Genomic DNA, 20,827 nt, shown 5'->3' with positions numbered 1-20,827 from the left:
ATTTGAATAACAAGGGACTTTTCGGCATACTTAGTACAGATTCTAAGCCATTATTCAGATTGCTTAAATAAAAATAGAGGTGACATCATGATTGAGTTTCAGCAGGTATCCAAAATTTACAAAGGTGGTAAAGTCGCTGTTGAAGATGTGAATCTTTCCTTTGAAAAAGGCGAATTCATTTGCTTCATCGGGACAAGTGGTAGCGGAAAGACGACTTGTATGCGGATGATCAACCGTATGACGGATCCTTCTAAAGGAAAAATCTTGATCAATGGAAAAAGCGTTACAGAGATCAACCCAGTGGAATTACGCCGTCAAATCGGCTATGTGATCCAAAGCATCGGTCTGATGCCTCACATGACGATTCGGGAAAACATTACATTGGTTCAAAAATTGTTAAAAGTCAGCCAAGAAGAACGCAACAAAACTGCCGAGCGCATGATCGATTTGGTGGAATTGCCGCGAGAAATGCTCGACCGTTACCCCAACGAATTGTCTGGGGGACAACAGCAACGGATCGGTGTTGTCCGTGCCTTGGCAGCTGACCAAGATGTCATCTTAATGGATGAGCCTTTTGGCGCACTAGACCCAATCACTCGTGATTCCCTACAAGATTTGGTCAAAGACTTGCAAGAACGGCTTGGAAAAACCGTCGTCTTCGTTACCCATGATATGGATGAAGCATTGAAGCTTGCTAGCCGTATCGTGATCATGAGTGAAGGAAAAGTCATTCAATTTGATACACCAGAAAATATTCTGCAACACCCAGCAACACCGTTCGTGGAAGAGTTGATCGGTGAAGACCGCTTGTTACAAGCAAAACCTGACACGACACCAGTCAAAGACGTAATGTTAAATACCCCGATCGCTATCACCCCAGAAAAATCCTTACAAGAAGCGATTCACTTGATGCGGGAAAAACGGGTCGATACCTTGCTGGTTACCGACAATAGCAACGTGCTAAAAGGCTACATCGATGTCGAATCCATCGACCGCAACCGTGGCAAAGTTACTAGTGTCGGCGATATCTTGAACAAAGATGTCTTTTTCGTTCGTGAAACCGCCTTGCTGCGGGATACCTTGCAACGCATTTTAAAACGCGGCTTAAAATATGTGCCGGTAGTAGATGCCGACAAACATTTAGTCGGGATTTTGACCCGTGCTTCCTTAGTTGATATCGTTTATGACGTGATTTGGGGCGATGAGCCATCGATCATGGAAGCCATTGAGTCGGCGAAACCTGAAGAAACTGAGGAGGTCTAGCGCATGCAAAGCTTCTTTAATGAATATGGCGGCCAATTGGTCACCAAAAGTCTCGAACATTTGTATATCTCCTTTGCTGCTTTGCTCTTAGGGATTCTTGTTGCTGTACCGATCGGTGTGATCTTGACCCGTTTCCCCAAAGCAGCAACGGTCGTGATCGGCATCACCAGTGCGCTGCAAACCGTGCCTTCTTTGGCACTATTGGCATTGATGATCCCGATTTTAGGTGTCGGAAAAGTTCCTGCTATCGTCGCTCTTTTCATTTATTCCTTGTTGCCGATTTTGCGAAACACCTACATTGGAATGAAAAAAGTCGATTGGAATTACCGTGATGTTGCCAAAGGGATGGGGATGACCAACTTGCAGTCGATCATCAGTGTGGAATTACCTCTAGCGATCCCAACGATCATGGCAGGGATCCGCTTATCGGCCGTGTATGTTTTAGCCTGGGCTACCTTGGCTTCTTACATTGGCGCCGGTGGACTTGGTGATTTGATCTTTAGCGGACTAAACAACTACCAACCGCCTTTGATTTTTGCTGGGACGATTCCAGTGACGATCTTTGCTTTATTAGCTGACTGGTTACTGGGTTTGTTAGAAAACAAACTGACACCAGCTGCCTTAAGGGGGGATGCGTAATGAAAAAAACTTCAAAATTAGCGCTGTTGTTTTCCTTAAGTGTCGCTTTACTGTCCGGCTGTTCCTTTCCCGGTTTAGCCTCGACTTCTGATGAGAATACCGTGGCGATCACAGGTGGGATCACTTCCGAAGCCCAAATTCTTGGCGCGGTGGTTGCAGGTATGGTCGAACACTATACGGATAAAAACACAACCGTCATTAACAACTTAGCAACAACGACCATCAATCACCAAGCAATGATGAATGGCGATGCGTCGATCTCAGCTGCCCGCTACACAGGAACTGACTTGACCACGACGTTAGGGTTGGAGCCAGAATCTGATCCACAAGCCGCCTTTGACAAAGTCAAATCAGAATTTGAGAAACGGTACCAACAGACTTGGTTCCCTTCTTACGGCTTTGATAACACGTATGTCTTTCTTGTCAGAAAAGATACTGCCGAAGAATACGGATTGGAAAAAGTCAGTGACTTGAAAGATGTCGCAGATCAATTGGTTGCAGGGGTCGATACCGCGTGGATCACACGGGTCGGCGATGGGTACGATGGCTTCCAGAAAGCCTATGGATTCTCTTTCCAAAATATCCTACCGATGCAGATCGGTCTCGTCTATGATGCTGTTGATAACGGAAAAATGGATATCGTTTTAGGGTACTCAACCGACGGCCGGATCGGCAGTTACGATCTCGTGATGCTGGAAGATGATCTAAACTTCTTCCCTCCTTATGATGCCGCACCGATCGTCGATGACAAATTGTTGAAAGAAACACCTGAAATCGGCGATGCCCTGAACAAATTAGCAGGCAAAATCGATACCGAAAAAATGCAAGAATTGAATTACCAAGTGGATAATGACCTTCTAGAACCAACGGTAGTTGCCGAACGTTTCTTAGAAGAAAATAATTACTTCGAAGGAGAGTGACGAAATGGCAGACATGAATTTATTCCAACAATTTCTTTTCTATTTTCAAGAAAATGGCGGCTATGTTTTTGCCCAGTTCATTCGTCACTTCTTGATTTCAATCTACGGGGTACTTTTTGCCTCGATCGTCGGGATTCCAATCGGGATCTTGATTTCTAAAAAAATGCGTTTGGCAGATTGGGTGATTCGTTTCGCCAATATCATCCAGACGATTCCATCTTTAGCGATGATCTCGATTTTAATGATCGGCATGGGCTTAGGTGTGAATGTCGTGATTTTAACGATTTTCCTTTATTCTTTGTTACCGATCATCAAAAATACCTATACCGGCATGCGCCAAGTCGACCGCAATACGTTAGATGTCGGCAAAGGGATGGGGATGACTAGCTGGCAGCGATTGTATATGATCGAATTGCCATTGTCTGTTTCGGTGATCATGGCAGGGATTCGAAACGCCTTAGTCGTGGCGATCGGTATCACCGCTATTGGCGCTTTCGTTGGTGCTGGTGGACTGGGGGACATCATCATCCGCGGAACCAATGCGACGGATGGTGCATCGATCATCTTAGCCGGTGCTTTACCAACTGCCTTGATGGCGATCATTACGGATCTTGGGCTAAGCTTTATTGAACGCCGCTTAGATCCAGCCAGCCGTACTTCACGCTAAACTTATTTGGAAAAAGCAAAAGCCGTTGTGACCATTTATTGGTCGCAACGGCTTTTTTGGTTCGGTCATTTTCAGAAAAGCATCGCTTCAGTCGCTTTCCTTTTTAGGGTTAACGCCCTGCTCTTTTTTGCTATTTATCCATTCCGTATACTTCGACTTCATAGATTCGGGCTGCTGAGTCTGCTCCTTGTGTTGGTTTATCGATACTGATTTTTACATATTGCACCTTCTTGACGGCAAACGTATTGGTGCTATTGCCCGCTTCATTTTTCAACGTTCGTGAAACTGGCTCATAGTCTTTGCCATCTTCACTGACGAGCACCGTATACGCCCGCGTATTCATGTCTGGGCCTTCTCCACCAGCTTCCGCATGGGCGAGGCGTACTTCACTGACCGTCTGTGGTCGACCGAGATCGATCATCAACTCATGAGGCGCATTGCCTGTCGCACACCACTTCGTACTCAAATCACCATCGAGGGCAAAAGCTGGTGCTTCGGCATCATTGACAAACGATGAAGCAGTTGCTTCGGCATCTTTTGAAAGCAGCAGCAACTCTTTCGGCGCATCAGCAGAAATCGTGATCAATCCCGCCATTTCCAGAGGGGTCTCTCCTGCTTCGTTTTTGGCAACAAGTGTGACTTTGTAGGTACCTGGTTCCGAATAGGTCACTTGGGGATTTTCTTCTGTACTGCTGGTGATATCGCCGCCTTCAAACGTCCATTCAAATGCTTCGGCATTCGCAGATGAGGTATTCGTGAAGGTGATCGTTTCCCCCGGTGCCGCTAAGGTTTTAGAGGCTGTAAAGGCTGCTTTTGGCAGCTGATTGTTTGGCCAAGTAATCTCCACCGTATCGGATAGCTTGCCACGATTGCCATAGCGATCCACTGCCACCACCGCGAACTTGGTTTTCGTTCCTTTTGGTCGTTCAACGGCATTCAAATAGTGGTTGGTTGCTGGCGTAGCTGCTAAGAAGGAGCGTGAGCCGTCATCGTTCAATTGGTAGACCTCATAAACCGCAGCTGTCTTGTCCTTGGCAGCTTCCCACGTTAAACGGACACCCGCATAGTTGCCCTCTTCTTCATCAAAGAGCACATCCTCAACCGTCAATGCTTCGGCAGCGAATTTCTCCGCTTTCTGATCTCCGATCGTTAATTGCCCTAGATTCAACTCATAGACATCACTGGTCTCTTCAGTGGTTATGTCATAACCGATCGCTGTCACTTCCCCTTTGATGTCTTTCAATGAGTAAGTAATCGTCGTCCAGTCTGCTGCGACCTCTTTGTCTCCTTTGATCGTTTGTGTCGAACCATCGGCTAAGGTCACGACCAAATCAAGAGCTGTCGGTACCGTTGCTTTGACAGTCGTCGTCAGCTTCGTCTTTTTCGTCACAGGAAATGCTGTCTGATACAATGCCATGTGACTGGTACTGCCTTTTGTCATCTGTCCACGCAGTTTCAGTGCATTTCCGCCATTATAGGCCTCCGCATAATTGATTGATACAGCCAAATCATTGTCTTTTCCATGGTCAAAGACCCAACGATAGGTCGGCAAAATAGCTTGCAAGCTTCGGTTGTTCCAATTGCGGCTGGACACTTTTTCTCCCTCGATAAAATAGTTGTAGCCATTCCCCAGACTAAAATTCGTCACAAAAGGCAGCTCTGTGATAGCGGTCTGTTCCATGGCATAGGTGGAGATCCCAGGCCACTCTGTCGCTTCTGGCAGCTGGCTTTCCCGAGGATCGCCCGTGTTATTGACCCAAAAAGCATTCTCTTTGCTTTGGAAATCATCCGGCGTACTAGCAGAAGAATAGGTCCAGCTTGGCACATACAGGCCTAATGAGGTATAAGGAACGCCTTTTTCATCCGTAAACAGATCCCAGCGTACAGGCGTTGAATAACCATTTTCTTGCACATCGATCCCAGCAAAAAGATCGTAAGGATCGACACCGATTTCACGGGCTTTTTCATTGGAGGCCTTCAACAGCTCTTTGTCCGCCAGTTTGTCAGTGGTCCACCAGAAATTCAAGAACATACTATCTGCCAATGGGTTCATCTCTGCATCCACCAAATAGGCTTTGTTCTTATCCGTCAAAGCGTTTTGCCAATCCATTTTCCCATCACTCGTCATAGAATCATACCACATGATCTCTAAATGCTCGTCGGCTTGTTCTTTGAATTGGGCGATCAATTCTTGCATCGCTTTGGCGTGGCTTTCATTTAGTCCTTTACCATCAGTCCCCGATTGTTCGACACCTTCCGCTGCATCATCAAAACTAGTGACCGCCGTATCGGTTTCTTGATTGATGAACCAGCCATCAAAGCCATACGTATTGGCAACTTCGATCATCTTTTCTACGATTGGAAAATTGCCATCCTCATCTTTAGCTAAAAACGTATCTAGCCAGTCCAGCTTCCCACCATGGGCAGTTTGCGGAAAGAAGATCGTTCCTAAAACAGGCACGCCATTCCTATGAGCAGCATCCGTTACATCAGGACTTGGTGGTACGATGATCCCTTCGCCAGAAGAGCCGCCCCAATAAACCAATTGATCGATGTATTGCCAATAAGAAAAGACATTGGCATCAAAGGTATTGATCCCTCGTGGTGCATTGCCGCTCGTACTGCTATTCATGATCGAAAGCGCCACGACTTTGGTTTCTGCCGTTTGCGTGTCATTCATCTTCGGCAACGTCTCTTTAGCTGCCCGCTGCGCTAATGGAACGACGCTGGTATTGTATTTCGCATCTGGATCTTTTTCAAAAGACCATGCCAACAAATCCTCTGGGAACCAATAAGACGACTCCGGTTGATTGTCCATCGCTTTTTCCAACGTACTTTTGGCTGTTTCTTGGTAAACGACTTTTCCAGTTGTCTTCGCCTCACTTTGGGTGCAGCCGCCGATTGCCGTTGCCGCTGCCAATACCAACAAAGATACGCCAACTTTACTGATTTTCCTTGTCACACTTCTTCCTCCTTGTTTTACATAAACCCGCCAACATTCCTACACTAAAACGATAACGCTTTCAAAGGTAGGAATATAGGAACAAATTAAAGAAATCATGCAACAAATCCAAGAAGGTTGAGTTTAGAAAAAAAAGAGCCTCCTTTTTGGGAAGCTCTTGGTCAACTAGCTAAAAAATCAGCTCTTCACACTTCATTCATAATGTGTCCATGCAGAATAAATTTCCACAACTTTATTTTCCTCATCAACTTTGTAAACCACTCGATGTTGCCTATTCAGCCTACGTGAATATCTGCCTTCATGTGTAGGTCTCAGCTTTTCAAAAGACTGCGTGGGCATATATTGATCTTCCTTCAAGGCCTGAATCACTTCTTCAAACTGTTTTTTTTAAATTCGATTGTTTGATTTTCCTTAGATCCACTTTCGCAGAGTTTTTGATTGTGACTGTATCGCTCCTCATCAAAGAGCTTGTCAATCAATATCATCGATATCCGTAAAGCCACTGTCGTCTTTTTCGCGGTCTCGTACCTTTTCTAGAGTACCTGTTTGCTCAAGAAAAAGGGTTTCTTGAATCGCTCTCCAGTCTTCTAGCGCAATCAACACCGCATTGTTTCCACTACGATCACTAATAATCTCAATTTCAGTATGGTTTTCATTTACATCTTTCAATAACTGATAAAAATTTTTACGAGCAGTGCTAGGATTCATCGTTGTATTAGCCATTGCCACTCCTCCTTTTCTTGATATAATTATAGCGTACCTGATTGAGTACATCAAAAATACAATAACGTACTCATATACAGCGAACTTTTCCCGTTATTTTTACATAGAAAAAAAGAGCCTCCTTTTAGGGAAGCTCTTTGGCCCTGCTTACTTCTTACTCCTTTCCAACGAGCGGCAGCCAAACGCGCATTTCGCCTATGCCCCGGTTGCCCCATAAATGGTATGGGATCAGTTGCCACGTACGAGGTATGACCGTTTCCGCTCGTTCTTCGTAAAGGGGTGTTCCCGACCATTCTTCGCTTTGGTAGCCTTTGATCGCCAAACATAAAGTAGTTGGCAACAACGTATCCTCTTTCGAAAAGGTCGCCTCCAGCGCCTGTGGGTCGATGCGGCAACGCCAGAGTGCTTGACCATTGTCGGCTTCTTCTATGCAATACACGAAGGGTCCTCGTTGCAATGCGACTTGATTGATAGCTTGAATAACCTGAGGATTCGCACGCAAGATTTGCAATGGTTGTTCAAAACGGATATTGGCCGTCACGTTTTCGACTGCCTCAAAGATGATTGCCTCGTTCGTCTCCTGCCATTCGTGTTCACTATCGATTTGAAACTTACTTAGTCCGTTAGGTTTGTGGATGATGAGCGTCTTTGGAATACCTTGATAGCGAATCGTGAGGTCCTCTGTAAAAGGAAACCCGCCTGTTTGTTCAAACGTAAATTGGTCAGGTTCTTCTAAACGGCTTGCCACAAATAAATTCACGTAAAGCTTTTCTTGATCGCAAGTGTAAACCAAGCGCTGCAGCGAAGCGACCATCCGCGCAAAATTCGGCGGACAACACGCACAACCGAGCCAATCAGGTCGTTGGGCTTTGACGTGGCCTTTGTCAGGATTTTCTTGATCTCGTTGGGGATTGACCTCCAAAGGATTCACGTAGAAAAAGTGTTTGCCGTCAATTGCCGCACCAGAAAGGACGCTATTATACAACGCTCGTTCCATCGTCGCTAAATATTTTGGTTCCTTGGTTAGTTTGAACAGCTCAAAAGAAAATTGCACCAATGCAATAGCTGCACAAGTTTCACAATACATCGTATCATTCGGCAAATCATAGGGACCGACAAAGGCTTCCCCGTGAACGGTTGAGCCGACGCCACCGGTCACATACATTTTCTTACAGGCGATGTCTTCCCAAATCGCTTCGCAAGCGTCGATTAATGCTTGATCTTGGGTATGCTGGGCGACTTTTGCCATCCCGCTTGCCATATACAGCATTCGTACCGCATGACCTTTGGCTTCATGCTGCTTTTTAGGTTGATCGTAGGCTTGTAAATAGGTGAGGTCTACCCTTGGTGTTTCATCTGATAAGCCATCCGCTTGGTTTTTCAAGATTTCTTTTTCGTAAAAGGCAGGATCTTCCCCACGTACTTCAAGAAAGAAATCAGCTAATGTCAAATAGGTTTGTTTACCAGTGTATTCATACAAACGCACCAGTGCCAATTCGATCTCTTGATGGCCATCAGCACCTTGAATTTTTCCAGGCTCCCGCCCAAAATACGTGCAAATATTGGCGATATTTTTCTCTGCCACGGTCAGTAATTTATCCTTGCCTGTTGCTTGATCATAAGCGATAGCCGCTTCGACTAGATGCCCGGCACAATAAAGTTCATGACTGAAATACAGCTGACGGTATTTTAACTTCGGTCGGGTCAATTGAAAGAAGGTATTTAAGTAGCCATCCGCTTCTTGCGCAGCAGCAACTAAGTCAATCACTTCATCTACTGTCTTTTCCAATTGCGGATCGCTAGTATTCAACAAGCTATACCCAGCCGACTCGATCCATTTGTAGACATCACTATCTTGGAAAAACCAGCCAAAATGTTCCCCTTCCATTTGCCCTGCAGCGATGCGAAAATTCGCCAATGCATGGCTTTTCCCAGCTGGCAAATTGGGATCTTCCCGTTCTGCTTGAACATCTACATCGATTTCATCATTTAGGACTTGGTATTGGTAAGGAATCGTTTCTTTGCGAACAAGCTCTTGGTATCCTTGCCAAAACTCGTCCGTGAGCTGGATCTTGTTTAATGCGAATTCTTTCATTACGTTCTCCTGTTCTTTTATTTTTTATGTTTGATCATTCGTTCTATATTCACTTCATTAATAGAAAGGCCGAATCATCTCCTGTGATATGTTGCCCTGCCTCCTCTTTGATCGTTTGCTTATATAAGAGCTGGTAGGCTTTAGGACTCATGCCTTTTTTCTGTTTAAAGGTATTGGTAAAGTGCTGCCTGCTGTTGAATCCTGCTTGAGCGGCAATTTCGACGATTGGCAGCTGACTATTGCTTAGTAAAAATGCTGCCTGTTTCAGACGCTCACTGGTGAGAAAATGGTTGACCGTCACTCCCAGTTGCTCATGAAAGAGTTTATGCAAGTAAGCTTTCGTAATCCCCACCGCCGCTGCGATTTGGGAGACTTGAATATCTTCATCAAAATGCTGTTGAATATAGTTGATCGCAGCGTTCACATAGCAATTGCCCCGTTTGGTTTCTTTCGTACGTAATGAAAAGGCTAATTCCATCAGCATCCGCTTAAACAAGAGCTCGATCGTAAATTGCCGTTCAGCAGACGGTTGCTCTTGAGTATCATCGATCATTAGCAGCTGCAGCAATGACTTGATCGCTTGTCCAAATTGGCGGACATCGCGACTTTTCGCGTAAGGCTCATTCCATTGTACATTTCCTTTGATGTATGCAAAAACATCACGAACACAAAGGGCGGACGGTGTCTCACTCAGAAGAAATTCAATATTCAGTAATGTGCAGGAATCTCCTTCAACGAGTAAGGCGTGTTCCACAAACGCATTTATGAAAACGAAATCATTTCTTTCCAGAACAATTACTTGATCTTGCACCTTTATCTTACACTTCCCTTTGGTCACAAACATGATCTCACACGCTGGGTGTTGATGTGGATTCATGGAAAAACGCTCAAGGGCAACACTATAGTATGCTGTAATCTTCGCATAGTTTGTTTCTTGTGGAAACACTATTGATCAACTCCTTTTTCATTCGTTGACGATTTCTTTCTTTTTTATTTCTAGTAGACAAAACTTTCCCTCTCTTTTTTATTGCTTACTATACTATAAGAAAAACGTACTAGGAGGAAATCGATGTCTTTTTTACATTTTGCACAAACACCCCCAATGGGATGGAATTCTTGGGACTGCTATGGCGCTTCTGTGACCGAAGCAGAAGTGATCGCCCATGCCGATTTTATGGCAGAGCATTTGAAAGCTTATGGTTGGGAGTATGTCGTCGTGGATATTCAATGGAGCGAACCAGAAGCAAAGTCTACAAGGTACAATGATTTTTATCCGTTGTGTATGGACGACTATTCTCGCTTGATTCCTGCTGAAAATCGTTTCCCTTCAGCAAAAGATGGCGCTGGTTTCAAAAAACTTGGTGACTATCTGCATCAAAAAGGGCTGAAGTTTGGTATCCATATCATGCGCGGCATTCCACGACAAGCAGTTCATCAAAATACGCCGATCAAAGGAACGGATAAACGGGCACGGGACATTGCTATGAATTCAATCTGCCCTTGGAATTCCGATATGTATGGGGTCGATGTTTCATTGCCTGAAGGACAGCTTTATTATGATTCTTTGCTCGAATTATATGCTTCTTGGGGTGTTGACTTTATAAAGGTGGATGATATCGGCGATTCGAAAATTTACGGTGATGCCCATAAAGCAGAAATCAAAGCGATTCGCCGTGCAATCGATCGATCCGGTCGAGAGATCGTCCTTTCTTTGTCTCCCGGACCAGCTGCCCTCAAAAATGGTAGTTTCTTTCAAAATCATGCCAATATGTGGCGCTTGACGGATGACTTTTGGGATCATTGGGATGCCCTTTACGCCATGTTTGACCGAGCAGCAGAGTGGGCACCTTTCGTCCGTCCAGGTAACTGGCCTGACTGTGATATGTTGCCGTTGGGTCATATCGGCATTCGGGCAGTTGATGGTGGCGGTGGTGACAGCTGGACACGTTTTACGGAAGACGAGCAATACTTATTGATGAGTTTATGGACGATCTTCCAATCTCCATTGATGTTTGGTGGTACTTTACCAGACATCGATCTCTTTACCTTACGTTTATTGACGAATACTGAAGTCTTAGAAATGTATCGAAAAATTTATACGAAAAAAGAGTTCTATCGTGATCAAGAGTGGATCATTTGGGAGGCGTTGAGCGACACAGCAGTCTACTATGCCATTTTCAATGTTTCTGATCAAACGCAAACCATCCCAAAATCGATCACTGATTTACTACCACTTAAAAACGGCACTGAGTTATGGCAACAAAAAGAACAAACAATTGCCAATGCTGAGGTTCCTACTCATGGTGTCCGATTATTCAAAGGCAGTATTTAGTAAAACCGGCAGCAGTATACGTTTATAAGCAGCACAATGCAACCTGCCCATTGTGCTGCTTATTTTTTATTCTTCGTACACTTTTCGACCAAGAAACGCAACGCCTTGATCATTGATTCCAGATAAAAACAACCTTTCTTTTTGGTCGATGTACTCATAATATGGGACAAATTCATTTTCTCCCCACAAGTAACTTCGTCCTTCTTTTTTTAATGCTGTTATTTCTTGCTGTTGAGAAGATATAACTTGAGACTCGTGATCAAATTGGATGATTTCCCACTTTCCTAACAGAGTTTCCTGCTCTGGCATTCGTGAAACACTTCCCTGATAGATTGAAGCAGAGATTACTGGCCAACCTGATTCTAGCCAATAGAGTTTACGTATTTGTAAATAGAATTGGTCACTGAAGGGTTTTCTCCGTGCATGATGCACAACGAAGCTTTCTTTATTGGATTGCGTAAAGATCGAATTATGACCAGGAGCGTATACAACTGGTTCTTCTGAGAACTGATAACTGCCCAACAGTTTGGTTCCTACTTCGGTTGGCGTCTTCTCTTGATCCGTCATGGCCGTACCATGCCAGTCCAGATATGGCCCCGTAATTTCTTTTGCTCGGGCGACACGGATATTATACGAATCGTTAAGGGAATCGAAAGAAACAAACAAATAATAATAATCGGTTTCAGGATGATAATAGACAAATGGGCCTTCAATAGCAGTATCAACTGTTTTCGGACGAAAAGCAATCCGTTGGCCATAGCTCTTTTCTTGAAGTTTTCCAGTTTCTTTGTTCAATGGAGCAATATAGATTCCGCCAAAGAAAGAACCATAGACAAACCACTGTTCACCCGAGCGGTCAAAAGCAATATTGGCATCGATCGCGTTATGCTGTGCAAGAGTAGCATTGGTTTTAATAACCTCTCCTTGATCTTCCCAAGGGCCCAAAGGATCTGTTGCTGTAGCTAAGCCAATAAAAGAAGTGGTACTGCCGAATGTCGAAGCAGAATAATACATACGGAATTCGTCCTTATAGCGAATAACTTCCGGTGCCCATAGTCCTTGAGCCTTGCTCCATTTTACTGCTGGTTCAGGCATTTCTGACAATGCCTGTTTCTCAAATTGCCAATGGATCAAATCTTTTGAACGACGAATTGGTACACCAGCCGTTTTGGGCTGTTGGGTGTCCGTTGAATATAAATAAAAGGTGCCTTCATGTTCAATAATCGTAGGATCATGAACCCCATTGATCGCTGTCATGTCTTCCCTCATCTCCTAATTGATTTATTCTATTTTATAAAAACAGGACAGCTACTTGACGAGCTGCCCTGTTTGTTCCCACATTCCTGCAGGACAGTTTTTCTTAGCTAAATTTGCGCGAAACCGATAAAAGCAGCCGCATTTGGTACAGGTATGATTCAATCGCAATGGACAAGTCTCACAAACAACGATTCTCCTACTGACGATCTCCGGCGAAGCCAAGTCGCTTTCTAAAGAAAGTTGTTCTGCAATCAAGGATTCAATGTCTTCCTGTGCTGCTGCCGCAGCATCTTTCACTTCGCATCCTTTACAAGTCATGGGATCAGACTGTCAATGAGATCGTTAGAACACTCATTGCTGGCACCCGCAAGCTGACTTTGTTCTCTTCAACATTGTAAGCGGTGAAGTCTTGGATCACCACATCTTCAGGATGATCAAAATCATTGTGTGCGTTCATTTTGTTTCCCACGATATAACGAGCTTCTTTCACTTCATTGATCGCTGTTTCAAGGGAGAAGGATAATTCTTCCGTGCCTTGGGTAGCAAAATTACAAACCGATAGATGGATCGTATCTTCTTTTTTCGAAATCGTATACGTAATGGTATCGCTGCTGGTTCCATGGCTATCAATGGTTTCAGCATCTTGATGGACTTTGTACAAATCAAAGACATGATAGCTTGGGGTTTTCACCATTTGTTCGCCATCTGTCAAAATCATCGCCTGCAGGACGTTGACGGTTTGTGCGATATTTGCCATATGCACTCGCTTGGCATGTTTATGGAAAATATTCAAGGTGATCGCTGCGACCATGGCATCACGGATCGTATTTTGTTGGTATAAGAAGCCTGGATTCGTCCCAGGTTCTGCTGAGAACCAAGTGCCCCATTCATCAACAATGATTCCCACACGCTGTTCTGGGTCATACTGGTCCATAATCGCGCTGTGGCGGGTCAATAATTCATCCATGTAGGCTGCTTTTTCACAGGTCACTTGCCACTCTGCCTCATCAAATTCCAAGGCGCTACCTTTTTCTTCCCAGCCTTGCGGATGAACGTAGTAGTGCAAGCTTAGGCCGTCCATCAACCAATGGGCGTTTTTCATCAGCGTTTCTGTCCAATGATAGTCTGCGACATTCGCTCCGCCGGCGACTTTGTAGATTTTTTTGTCGCCGTATTGGCGGACATAGGTTTGATAACGGCGATACAGATCCGCATAATACTCTGGCCGCATATTGCCGCCGCAGCCCCAGTTTTCGTTTCCTACGCCAAAAAATTTCATTTCCCACGCTTCTTCATGGCCATTTTCTCTGCGAAGATCAGCCATCGGAGAAATGCCATCCATCGTGATGTATTCCACCCATTCCGACATTTCTTGTACCGTTCCGCTGCCGACATTGCCGTTGACATACGCATCACATTCCAGTTGCTTGATCAATTCAAAAAATTCATGGGTCCCGAAATGATTGTTTTCAGTCACGCCGCCCCAGTGGGTGTTGACCATCGTTTTGCGGTTTTCTTTAGGACCAATCCCGTCTTTCCAATGGTATTCATCGGCGAAGCAGCCGCCTGGCCAACGTAGCACAGGGATTTGAATGTTTTTCAGTGCTTCAACCACATCAATCCGCATCCCATTTTTATTTGGGATCGGCGAATCTTCTCCAACGTATAATCCTTCATAGATACAACGGCCTAGATGCTCTGCAAAATGACCGTAGATATATTTGCTGATCGTTGTTCCTGATTTTGTGTTTTGAATGTTAATCGTCAATCAGTTCACCTTCATCTCTAATTTATTGTTTACGACCGGCTCACCAAAGACTGGGAATCCTTTTTCATCCCAAGTGAATGGTTGTGCAACTGCATGTCGATTCGGGTTTGCCAGAGGATCGCCTGCCTGATTTTTTTCTGGTCTTGCATGATAAACTAAAATGTCCTCACCATCTGCCCCTTTTGTAAAAGAGTTATGCCCCGGTCCATATTGAGAATTCCGTTCTGACGTTTGAAAGACTGGATCTTGGGATTTTTGCCAAGAAAACCCATTTAATAAATCACTATTTTCGTCTGTCCACAATAATCCCATAGTGTAATTTTCATCTGTAGCACTGCCCGAATAAGTGATAAAAATCTTACCATTTCGTTTAAGCACGGCCGGCCCCTCATTCACCATGAAACCAATCTGTTCCCAAGGATATTCAGGGATCGATAGTAAAAGCTGCTTCCCTTTTAGTGTCCATGGATTTTCCATTTCTGATAGATAAAGATTAGAGTTTCCTGGAATTCTTGGATCTTGTTGCGCCCAAACATAATAAAGTTTCTCCTGATGTTCAAACACAGTTGCATCCAAACTAAAGCTTTCAAATTGCGTGATGACTTGTCCTTTTTCTTCCCATTCCCCTTCAAAAGGGTCACTTGCATTATTTTCGATCACGAACATTCGATGATGATGATTTTCATTTCTGATCTCTTCATTATCACTAGCGGCAAAATAGATATACCACTTATCAGCGATGAAATGAATTTCTGGTGCCCAAATCAATTCACTCATTGGTCCCGATTCATGTGCCTGCCAAACCGTCTTTCTCTCTGCATCTTCCAGTTCATTGAGGCTTTTCGCTCGTCTAAGTTCAATCGACTGATATCCAGGAACTGAACCTGTAAAATAATAGTAACCATCGGAATGTAAATATACCCAAGGGTCTGCTCGTTCATACACGATTGGATTTTGTATTGTCTCTGCATTTGCTTTTGCCATACCTTACTCCTCATTCCTAACAATAAATAATGGTACTCCTGCTTCTGAGGTACCTGTAAATGTCATTACTTGCTTTTGCTGATTTTCATCCCAGCCGGAAAGAAACTTCCCTTTATAAACAGTGCCATCGATAACCACACTTGAATCTTCTTGACTATTCTTTTCCGCTAGTTCCCATGTTCCAGTGCGATCACCATTGATCGGGCCATTTTTTTCAACTGTAATTTCCTGTGGTTCTTTCAAATCATCCGTTAAAAACTTGTCAAAGGAAATCAGCGTATAGGCACCCGTAACTTGATTCTTTGTATAATCAGCAATCGTTTCTTCGCTGTATCTCAATGGAGAAACAACCGGCCACCCTGCTTCTGTGAAAAACATTTGATGGACTCTCACAGAATGATATTCTCCGCTATTTGGAAAACGTGTATGGAAAATCAAGTAATATTGATTGGTTTCTTCATCATAATAGGTCGAGTTGTGACCTGGCGAAACATAGCCAACCCCTTCATTGCTCGTATTTTCGGTATATAGGAAGTTCCCCATAATCTTAGTTCCGAAGTCTTGAATACTTACGTCATCAAAAACCGTTCCAAATTTCCCTTTGACCTCAGCCATTGGATTTCCTTGGCTGTCTTCATAAGGACCATCGGGATTCTTTGACCGCGCGACTCGAAGGTTGTATCCACCGTCTGCATCTAGCCCACCAAATGAAGTGAACAAGTAATAGTAGCCATTTTCTTGATTATATTGAATGTATGGTGCTTCGATGCGACTGTGATTTCCGCCCATCAAATGTGTTCCGTAAGAATTGCGATCTTTAGGCAAACCCGTTTCATCATCCATTTCTAGGATAAAAATCCCGCCTGAGTATGATCCATAGACCATCCATAATTTCCCTTCATTGTCATAAAAAATATGAGGATCGATCGCATTTGGATGAATCGCTGCATTGTACGCTTCACCAAACTGCGGAGAGGTTCCTGAATAAAGAAAAGATTCGACTTTTTCATAAGGACCTTCAATAGAGTCAGATACCGCCACTCCCATTACGGATAGCGGTGAAGTTCCTTGACACAAACAATAGTACAAATAGTATTTTCCATTCTTAAACTGTTGGATATCACTAGCCCATAACGTATCTGTCTGTGCGTACTCAAATTCTTCCGCCAATTCTTCTCGAATATTCTCAAATAGAGTATCTTCAGATACTGAATTAGATATCTGCTCCCACTTCAACAAATCCTGAGACTTGGCAAATTGCATATGTGAACCAATAATATAAAACGTATCATCCGCTTTGATCACCGATGGGTCATGGACACTAACATCGGCAAACTCAGGAGGGGATAAGACTTCTTCAACTGCAGAAGCAGTACAGCCAGATAAAAGAATCATTAGAGGAACACACGAGAAAAGAAATTTTTTGATCATGATTTTAACAATCCTTTCTTGCTATAGCCTGACAACAAGCACTTGCTGGCACTGTACAAAAAGATTGAAATTGCGACAAAAAAGAACCAATGATACGCCATGCTAACAATTGAAAATGTAAGAACCATCAAAAGACAAAGAAAAGATTCTTTTGGTAACAAGAATGGACTCGTCAATGAAAAAACGGCTTTTTTCCGCCACTTATCTTTACTCAATCGAGTAACTAAGGATAAATTGATCAATACTAAAATCACATAACTGAACAAAAACAAAAGTGGCCATTGGAAAAATGCTCTCATTAGATCACTTTGCTGCACAATCAGCAATTCCAAATAGAGAATGCCTAGAATAAGTGGAAATATAAAGACCCGCCATTTGTATAAGCGAATAGCTGACACATAGTTTTTCCAAAATAAAGTCAATACTTCTATATAAGAGTAATAGCCTGTAAATAGATCCTCTTTATTTAGAATCGTTAAGACAGCAACAGTACTTGGAACAAAGCCGACCACAAAAAAACCAGCTAAAATACCTAGAAGCCACAAAATATTTAGTTCTATCAGAAGTACGAATGCATTTAGCCAGTTCATTGCTTTTAGAAACATCTACTCACCCTTTCATTCCAGAAAGTGCAACTGATTCGATAATTTGCTTTTGGAAAATAATAAATACGATCAAAACCGGAAGTAATGAAACAACGGAAGCTGCCATAATCAACGGATAATCCGTTTGAATAGCATAGGCGGCATTTAGGTTTGCGATCACTACTTGCAATGTTTGTTTTTCTGGACTATTCAAGTAGATCAATGGTGCTAAGTAGTCATTCCAAGCGCCCATAAACCATAAAATAAATTGAGCAGCAACTGCTGGACGAATCAACGGGAAAATCAATTGGATAAAGGTTTGTAAATAGCCCGCACCATCAATTTTTGCCGCCTCAACGATCGAATCAGGAATATTAGATAAATATTGTCGCAAAAAGAAAATCATCGTGATATTCCCAAACATTCCCGGAATGATCAATGGTAATAACGTATCAACCCAGCCAATTTGGGAGAACATCATAAATTGCGGGATCATCACCGCTGGATAGGGAATCATCAAAGCGGCTAAAAGGATTAGAAATAGCGCATCTTTATGCGGCATCCGTAATTTGGCAAATGAGAAGGCAGCTAAACTGGATGTCAGAGTACCTACAACAGTTACAGAAAGTGAAACGATCACTGTATTTTTAATCCCTGAGAACAAAGTGTCCAGCTCAGATAAACGTTTGTACGCATCAAATTGTACTGGGTCTGGAATCCATTGAGGTGGCAGCTGGAAGACGCCAGCTCGGTCTTTTAGCGATGTTGAGATCATCCAAAGTAACGGCCCCACCATAATAACTGCTCCAAGGGAGAGAATTAAAATAATGAGTAAGTTGCTTATTTTCAGTTTTTTCATTCTTTTCCCTCCTAATCTAATTTATAGCTTGAACGATTGTTCATATAGAATTGGAATGCTGTTATCACAAAAACCAATACTGCTAGAATCAACGCCATACTGCTTGCATAACCCATTTGCCAATTTCTGAAAGCTTTTTGCCAGATATACCAAACGACCGTAGCACTGCTATATTGTGGTCCGCCAGTTGGTGTCATAATGTTTATTTCCGTAAAGATTTGTGAGCCGCCGATAATATTCGTAACGACTAAAAAGAAAGTGACTGGTCTAACCATCGGCCAAGTGATATTGCGAAACTTTTGAAAAGAAGAAGCACCATCTAATTCTGCTGCTTCATAAAAGGTTTTTGGTACACTTTGAATCGCTGCCAAGTACAAGAGCATAGAATAACCCAAGCCCTTCCAAACAGACATAATAATAATTGCCGGTTTGACTGTTGATGGGTTTTGCAACCAGTTAGGGCCGCTGATACCGAAGATATCCAAGACCTGATTGACTAAACCAAAATCACCATTGTAAGCCCATTGCCACAAAATCGAAATGGCTGCTAATGATGAGATGACTGGAATATAATAGATTGTTCGAAAAATCGTCGTTCCTTTAATTCCTCTGCTCAGTGCTGATGCTAGCATAAATGACAAAATCAAACCGATTGGAATCCCTAACATCAAAAAGACGGTATTAAACATCGTCTTATAGAAGTACTCATCTCTAAAAAGCTTCTGAAAGTTCTCAAGACCGATAAAATTCATTTGCCCTAGACCGTTCCAATCTGTAAAGGCAGCATAAACCGAATAGCCCAAAGGTATCAATGAAAACAAAATAAATCCTAAAACTGGAAGTAGAACGAACAAGAAAGCAACTTTGTGCTCTTTTGCATAAAGACTATTTTTATTTTTTGTTTTTTTTATTTCCACTTGTTCCATTACGCGTCCCTCCATAAAAATCTTTGGGGTCACATAGATATGTGACCCCAGTGAGTCTATCTTGCTGTTTCTTGTTGGCGAATCGCTGAGTCTAGTTTTTCTTGCATCTTAGGTTGAACTTCTTTTAAATAATCCGCTGCCGTTTGATCTCCATCTAACACAGGTTGGATATTGATAAAGAATTCATCGTACCATTCTGCATTGTAGGTTGTTGCCACTGGCAAAGCGCGACCATAATCTTGGACGATGTCAATAAATTCTTGTTTATTATTAGGTACACTGTCTGTATCAGAAGCCCATTCTTCAGCCATATCAATCAGGTTAGGAATTTGAATCTGTGCATCTACTAATTGTTGTTGTCCTTCTTCAGATGCACTTAAATACTCAACTAATTTCACTGCTTCTTCTGGATGTTTGGTTTTGCTGGCAACACCAATTCCTAAAGAACCGATATACGTTGCAGATTCGCCTGTAGAGCCTGCTGGCCAAGGCATCAAGTCATACTCAAAATCTAATCCTGCATACGTACTCATATCCCAAGGTCCTACAGGGAAGAAAGCAATCTCACCATTCATCCATCTTTGATACGTATCCAATGTTTGGGCATCAGAAATTGAAGGGGTGAGTTCATGCACATTTTGCAGATCCGCAAACCATTGCAATGCTTCCGCAAATTCTGGTGTATCGACTGTAACGGTATCTTTGGCTTCGTTGATCCAATCTGCTCCGTTACTCCAAACAAAAGCTTGTAAACTCCAGTTTACGTTAAATCCTGTTGCCCATTGGTCAAGATTTCCATCTCCATCAGAATCCTTCGTCAACTGTTTAGATACTTCAACGAATTCATCCCATGTATAAGGCGTATCTGTATCTGGCAAATCAATACCAGCTTCTTTAAACATGTCTTTGTTATATCCTAAAGCAAATGGTCCAACATCTTTTGGTAATCCATACAAAGCACCGCTACCAACTTTTTCACCATCATACCGATAACTGTTTACCCCATATTCCCAAATGTTTGAAAGATCAAAATCTGAATTCTCAATTTCATCCGTAATATCTAGCAAAACACCATTATCAACGTAAGCCATTAGATTGCTTTGTTCTACATAGAAAACATCGGGCATATTACCGCCTGAGATTGCCGCTTGCAGCTTTGTTGCATATTGATCAGCATCTGTGGCGATAATCTTAACGCTTACATCATTTTCTTCCTCAAATTGTTTAATTGCTGTTTCATAGGCTTTCTTCTCGTCCTCGCCGCCTCGAAACATAAACGTAATTTCTTTACTTCCGCTATCATCACCTGAACTATTATTACTGTTTCCGCAGGCCCCTAATACCAAACTACTTAAACCTAGAACTGCTCCCGAAAAAATAACCTTTTTGATGTTCATCTTTTCCATCCTCTCAAGTT

Annotated in this window: 18 protein-coding genes and 1 pseudogene; 5 read left to right on the top strand and 14 right to left on the bottom strand. The window is 43.0% G+C overall.

What is annotated here, in order from left to right:
• The first annotated feature begins 87 nt into the window (after window positions 1-87).
• The 4 genes from IGK61_RS02255 to IGK61_RS02240 are packed head-to-tail and all read left to right on the top strand — an operon-like array spanning window position 88 to window position 3,489.
• Window positions 88-1,263 (top strand): betaine/proline/choline family ABC transporter ATP-binding protein, encoded by a 1,176-nt coding sequence (locus IGK61_RS02255; protein WP_005227327.1) that lies wholly within the window; start codon window positions 88-90, stop codon window positions 1,261-1,263.
• 3 nt (window positions 1,264-1,266) lie between these two features.
• Window positions 1,267-1,902 carry an ABC transporter permease gene (locus IGK61_RS02250; protein WP_016609633.1) on the top strand — a complete coding sequence of 212 codons (636 nt, stop codon included), beginning with the start codon at window positions 1,267-1,269 and terminating at the stop codon, window positions 1,900-1,902.
• A complete protein-coding gene (locus IGK61_RS02245) occupies window positions 1,902-2,822 on the top strand; it encodes an osmoprotectant ABC transporter substrate-binding protein (protein ID WP_074535312.1) in 921 nt (306 codons plus the stop codon). The genes IGK61_RS02250 and IGK61_RS02245 overlap by 1 nt, the downstream gene beginning before the upstream one ends.
• 4 nt (window positions 2,823-2,826) lie before the next feature.
• The gene (locus tag IGK61_RS02240; RefSeq protein ID WP_005227316.1) at window positions 2,827-3,489 is read left to right on the top strand and encodes an ABC transporter permease; all 663 of its coding nucleotides are present in this window, start codon (window positions 2,827-2,829) and stop codon (window positions 3,487-3,489) included.
• A 130-nt stretch (window positions 3,490-3,619) separates the two neighbouring features.
• Here the strand turns inward: IGK61_RS02240 and IGK61_RS02235 are convergent, their stop codons facing one another.
• The 5 genes and pseudogenes from IGK61_RS02235 to IGK61_RS02215 form a co-directional block, all read right to left on the bottom strand.
• Window positions 3,620-6,451 (bottom strand): endo-beta-N-acetylglucosaminidase, encoded by a 2,832-nt coding sequence (locus IGK61_RS02235; protein WP_074535313.1) that lies wholly within the window; start codon window positions 6,449-6,451, stop codon window positions 3,620-3,622.
• A gap of 192 nt (window positions 6,452-6,643) precedes the next feature.
• Window positions 6,644-6,911 (bottom strand): annotated as a pseudogene (locus IGK61_RS02230) (Txe/YoeB family addiction module toxin).
• 11 nt (window positions 6,912-6,922) lie between these two features.
• Window positions 6,923-7,174 carry a type II toxin-antitoxin system Phd/YefM family antitoxin gene (locus tag IGK61_RS02225; RefSeq protein ID WP_034872056.1) on the bottom strand — a complete coding sequence of 84 codons (252 nt, stop codon included), beginning with the start codon at window positions 7,172-7,174 and terminating at the stop codon, window positions 6,923-6,925.
• Between the two features lie 154 nt (window positions 7,175-7,328).
• Entirely contained in the window at window positions 7,329-9,269 is a 1,941-nt protein-coding gene (locus IGK61_RS02220) for a glycoside hydrolase family 127 protein (RefSeq protein ID WP_074535314.1), read from the bottom strand.
• 49 nt (window positions 9,270-9,318) lie between these two features.
• Window positions 9,319-10,218, bottom strand: coding sequence for a helix-turn-helix domain-containing protein (locus IGK61_RS02215; RefSeq protein ID WP_074535315.1), 900 nt, complete (start codon window positions 10,216-10,218; stop codon window positions 9,319-9,321).
• Between the two features lie 120 nt (window positions 10,219-10,338).
• Here IGK61_RS02215 and IGK61_RS02210 point away from each other — a divergent pair, with 120 nt between their 5' ends.
• Window positions 10,339-11,601, top strand: coding sequence for a glycoside hydrolase family 27 protein (locus IGK61_RS02210; RefSeq protein ID WP_016611390.1), 1,263 nt, complete (start codon window positions 10,339-10,341; stop codon window positions 11,599-11,601).
• Between the two features lie 66 nt (window positions 11,602-11,667).
• Here the strand turns inward: IGK61_RS02210 and IGK61_RS02205 are convergent, their stop codons facing one another.
• The 9 genes from IGK61_RS02205 to IGK61_RS02165 are packed head-to-tail and all read right to left on the bottom strand — an operon-like array spanning window position 11,668 to window position 20,807.
• The gene (locus IGK61_RS02205; protein WP_074535316.1) at window positions 11,668-12,858 is read right to left on the bottom strand and encodes an arabinan endo-1,5-alpha-L-arabinosidase; all 1,191 of its coding nucleotides are present in this window, start codon (window positions 12,856-12,858) and stop codon (window positions 11,668-11,670) included.
• A gap of 51 nt (window positions 12,859-12,909) precedes the next feature.
• Window positions 12,910-13,176, bottom strand: coding sequence for a DUF6171 family protein (locus tag IGK61_RS02200; RefSeq protein WP_005232191.1), 267 nt, complete (start codon window positions 13,174-13,176; stop codon window positions 12,910-12,912).
• 4 nt (window positions 13,177-13,180) lie between these two features.
• Window positions 13,181-14,626: an alpha-N-arabinofuranosidase gene (locus IGK61_RS02195; protein WP_016611392.1), complete on the bottom strand. Its 1,446-nt coding sequence runs from the start codon at window positions 14,624-14,626 to the stop codon at window positions 13,181-13,183.
• Window positions 14,627-15,610 carry a glycoside hydrolase family 43 protein gene (locus IGK61_RS02190; protein ID WP_016611393.1) on the bottom strand — a complete coding sequence of 328 codons (984 nt, stop codon included), beginning with the start codon at window positions 15,608-15,610 and terminating at the stop codon, window positions 14,627-14,629.
• A 3-nt stretch (window positions 15,611-15,613) separates the two neighbouring features.
• Window positions 15,614-17,041 carry a glycoside hydrolase family 43 protein gene (locus IGK61_RS02185; protein WP_016611394.1) on the bottom strand — a complete coding sequence of 476 codons (1,428 nt, stop codon included), beginning with the start codon at window positions 17,039-17,041 and terminating at the stop codon, window positions 15,614-15,616.
• Window positions 17,038-17,646 (bottom strand): DUF624 domain-containing protein, encoded by a 609-nt coding sequence (locus IGK61_RS02180; protein ID WP_005232198.1) that lies wholly within the window; start codon window positions 17,644-17,646, stop codon window positions 17,038-17,040. The genes IGK61_RS02185 and IGK61_RS02180 overlap by 4 nt, the downstream gene beginning before the upstream one ends.
• A gap of 4 nt (window positions 17,647-17,650) precedes the next feature.
• Window positions 17,651-18,484 carry a carbohydrate ABC transporter permease gene (locus IGK61_RS02175; RefSeq protein WP_074535318.1) on the bottom strand — a complete coding sequence of 278 codons (834 nt, stop codon included), beginning with the start codon at window positions 18,482-18,484 and terminating at the stop codon, window positions 17,651-17,653.
• 11 nt (window positions 18,485-18,495) lie between these two features.
• A complete protein-coding gene (locus IGK61_RS02170) occupies window positions 18,496-19,410 on the bottom strand; it encodes a carbohydrate ABC transporter permease (protein WP_034872060.1) in 915 nt (304 codons plus the stop codon).
• 56 nt (window positions 19,411-19,466) lie between these two features.
• Window positions 19,467-20,807: an ABC transporter substrate-binding protein gene (locus tag IGK61_RS02165; protein WP_015508887.1), complete on the bottom strand. Its 1,341-nt coding sequence runs from the start codon at window positions 20,805-20,807 to the stop codon at window positions 19,467-19,469.
• Window positions 20,808-20,827: the final 20 nt, after the last annotated feature.

This window comes from Enterococcus sp. AZ063 (genome assembly GCF_051715045.1).
Lineage (GTDB): Bacteria > Bacillota > Bacilli > Lactobacillales > Enterococcaceae > Enterococcus_D > Enterococcus_D casseliflavus.
Note: the sequence above shows the minus strand (reverse complement) of the source record. Positions and strands in the feature narration are given on the sequence as shown.

Coding starts and splice junctions, on each gene's coding strand:
- IGK61_RS02255 (WP_005227327.1), top strand. CDS start 88: ATGATTGAGTTTCAGCAGGTATCCAAAATTTACAAAGGTGGTAAAGTC.
- IGK61_RS02250 (WP_016609633.1), top strand. CDS start 1,267: ATGCAAAGCTTCTTTAATGAATATGGCGGCCAATTGGTCACCAAAAGT.
- IGK61_RS02245 (WP_074535312.1), top strand. CDS start 1,902: ATGAAAAAAACTTCAAAATTAGCGCTGTTGTTTTCCTTAAGTGTCGCT.
- IGK61_RS02240 (WP_005227316.1), top strand. CDS start 2,827: ATGGCAGACATGAATTTATTCCAACAATTTCTTTTCTATTTTCAAGAA.
- IGK61_RS02225 (WP_034872056.1), bottom strand. CDS start 7,174: ATGGCTAATACAACGATGAATCCTAGCACTGCTCGTAAAAATTTTTAT.
- IGK61_RS02220 (WP_074535314.1), bottom strand. CDS start 9,269: ATGAAAGAATTCGCATTAAACAAGATCCAGCTCACGGACGAGTTTTGG.
- IGK61_RS02210 (WP_016611390.1), top strand. CDS start 10,339: ATGTCTTTTTTACATTTTGCACAAACACCCCCAATGGGATGGAATTCT.
- IGK61_RS02205 (WP_074535316.1), bottom strand. CDS start 12,858: ATGACAGCGATCAATGGGGTTCATGATCCTACGATTATTGAACATGAA.
- IGK61_RS02200 (WP_005232191.1), bottom strand. CDS start 13,176: ATGACTTGTAAAGGATGCGAAGTGAAAGATGCTGCGGCAGCAGCACAG.
- IGK61_RS02190 (WP_016611393.1), bottom strand. CDS start 15,610: ATGGCAAAAGCAAATGCAGAGACAATACAAAATCCAATCGTGTATGAA.
- IGK61_RS02185 (WP_016611394.1), bottom strand. CDS start 17,041: ATGATCAAAAAATTTCTTTTCTCGTGTGTTCCTCTAATGATTCTTTTA.
- IGK61_RS02180 (WP_005232198.1), bottom strand. CDS start 17,646: ATGTTTCTAAAAGCAATGAACTGGCTAAATGCATTCGTACTTCTGATA.
- IGK61_RS02175 (WP_074535318.1), bottom strand. CDS start 18,484: ATGAAAAAACTGAAAATAAGCAACTTACTCATTATTTTAATTCTCTCC.
- IGK61_RS02170 (WP_034872060.1), bottom strand. CDS start 19,410: ATGGAACAAGTGGAAATAAAAAAAACAAAAAATAAAAATAGTCTTTAT.
- IGK61_RS02165 (WP_015508887.1), bottom strand. CDS start 20,807: ATGAACATCAAAAAGGTTATTTTTTCGGGAGCAGTTCTAGGTTTAAGT.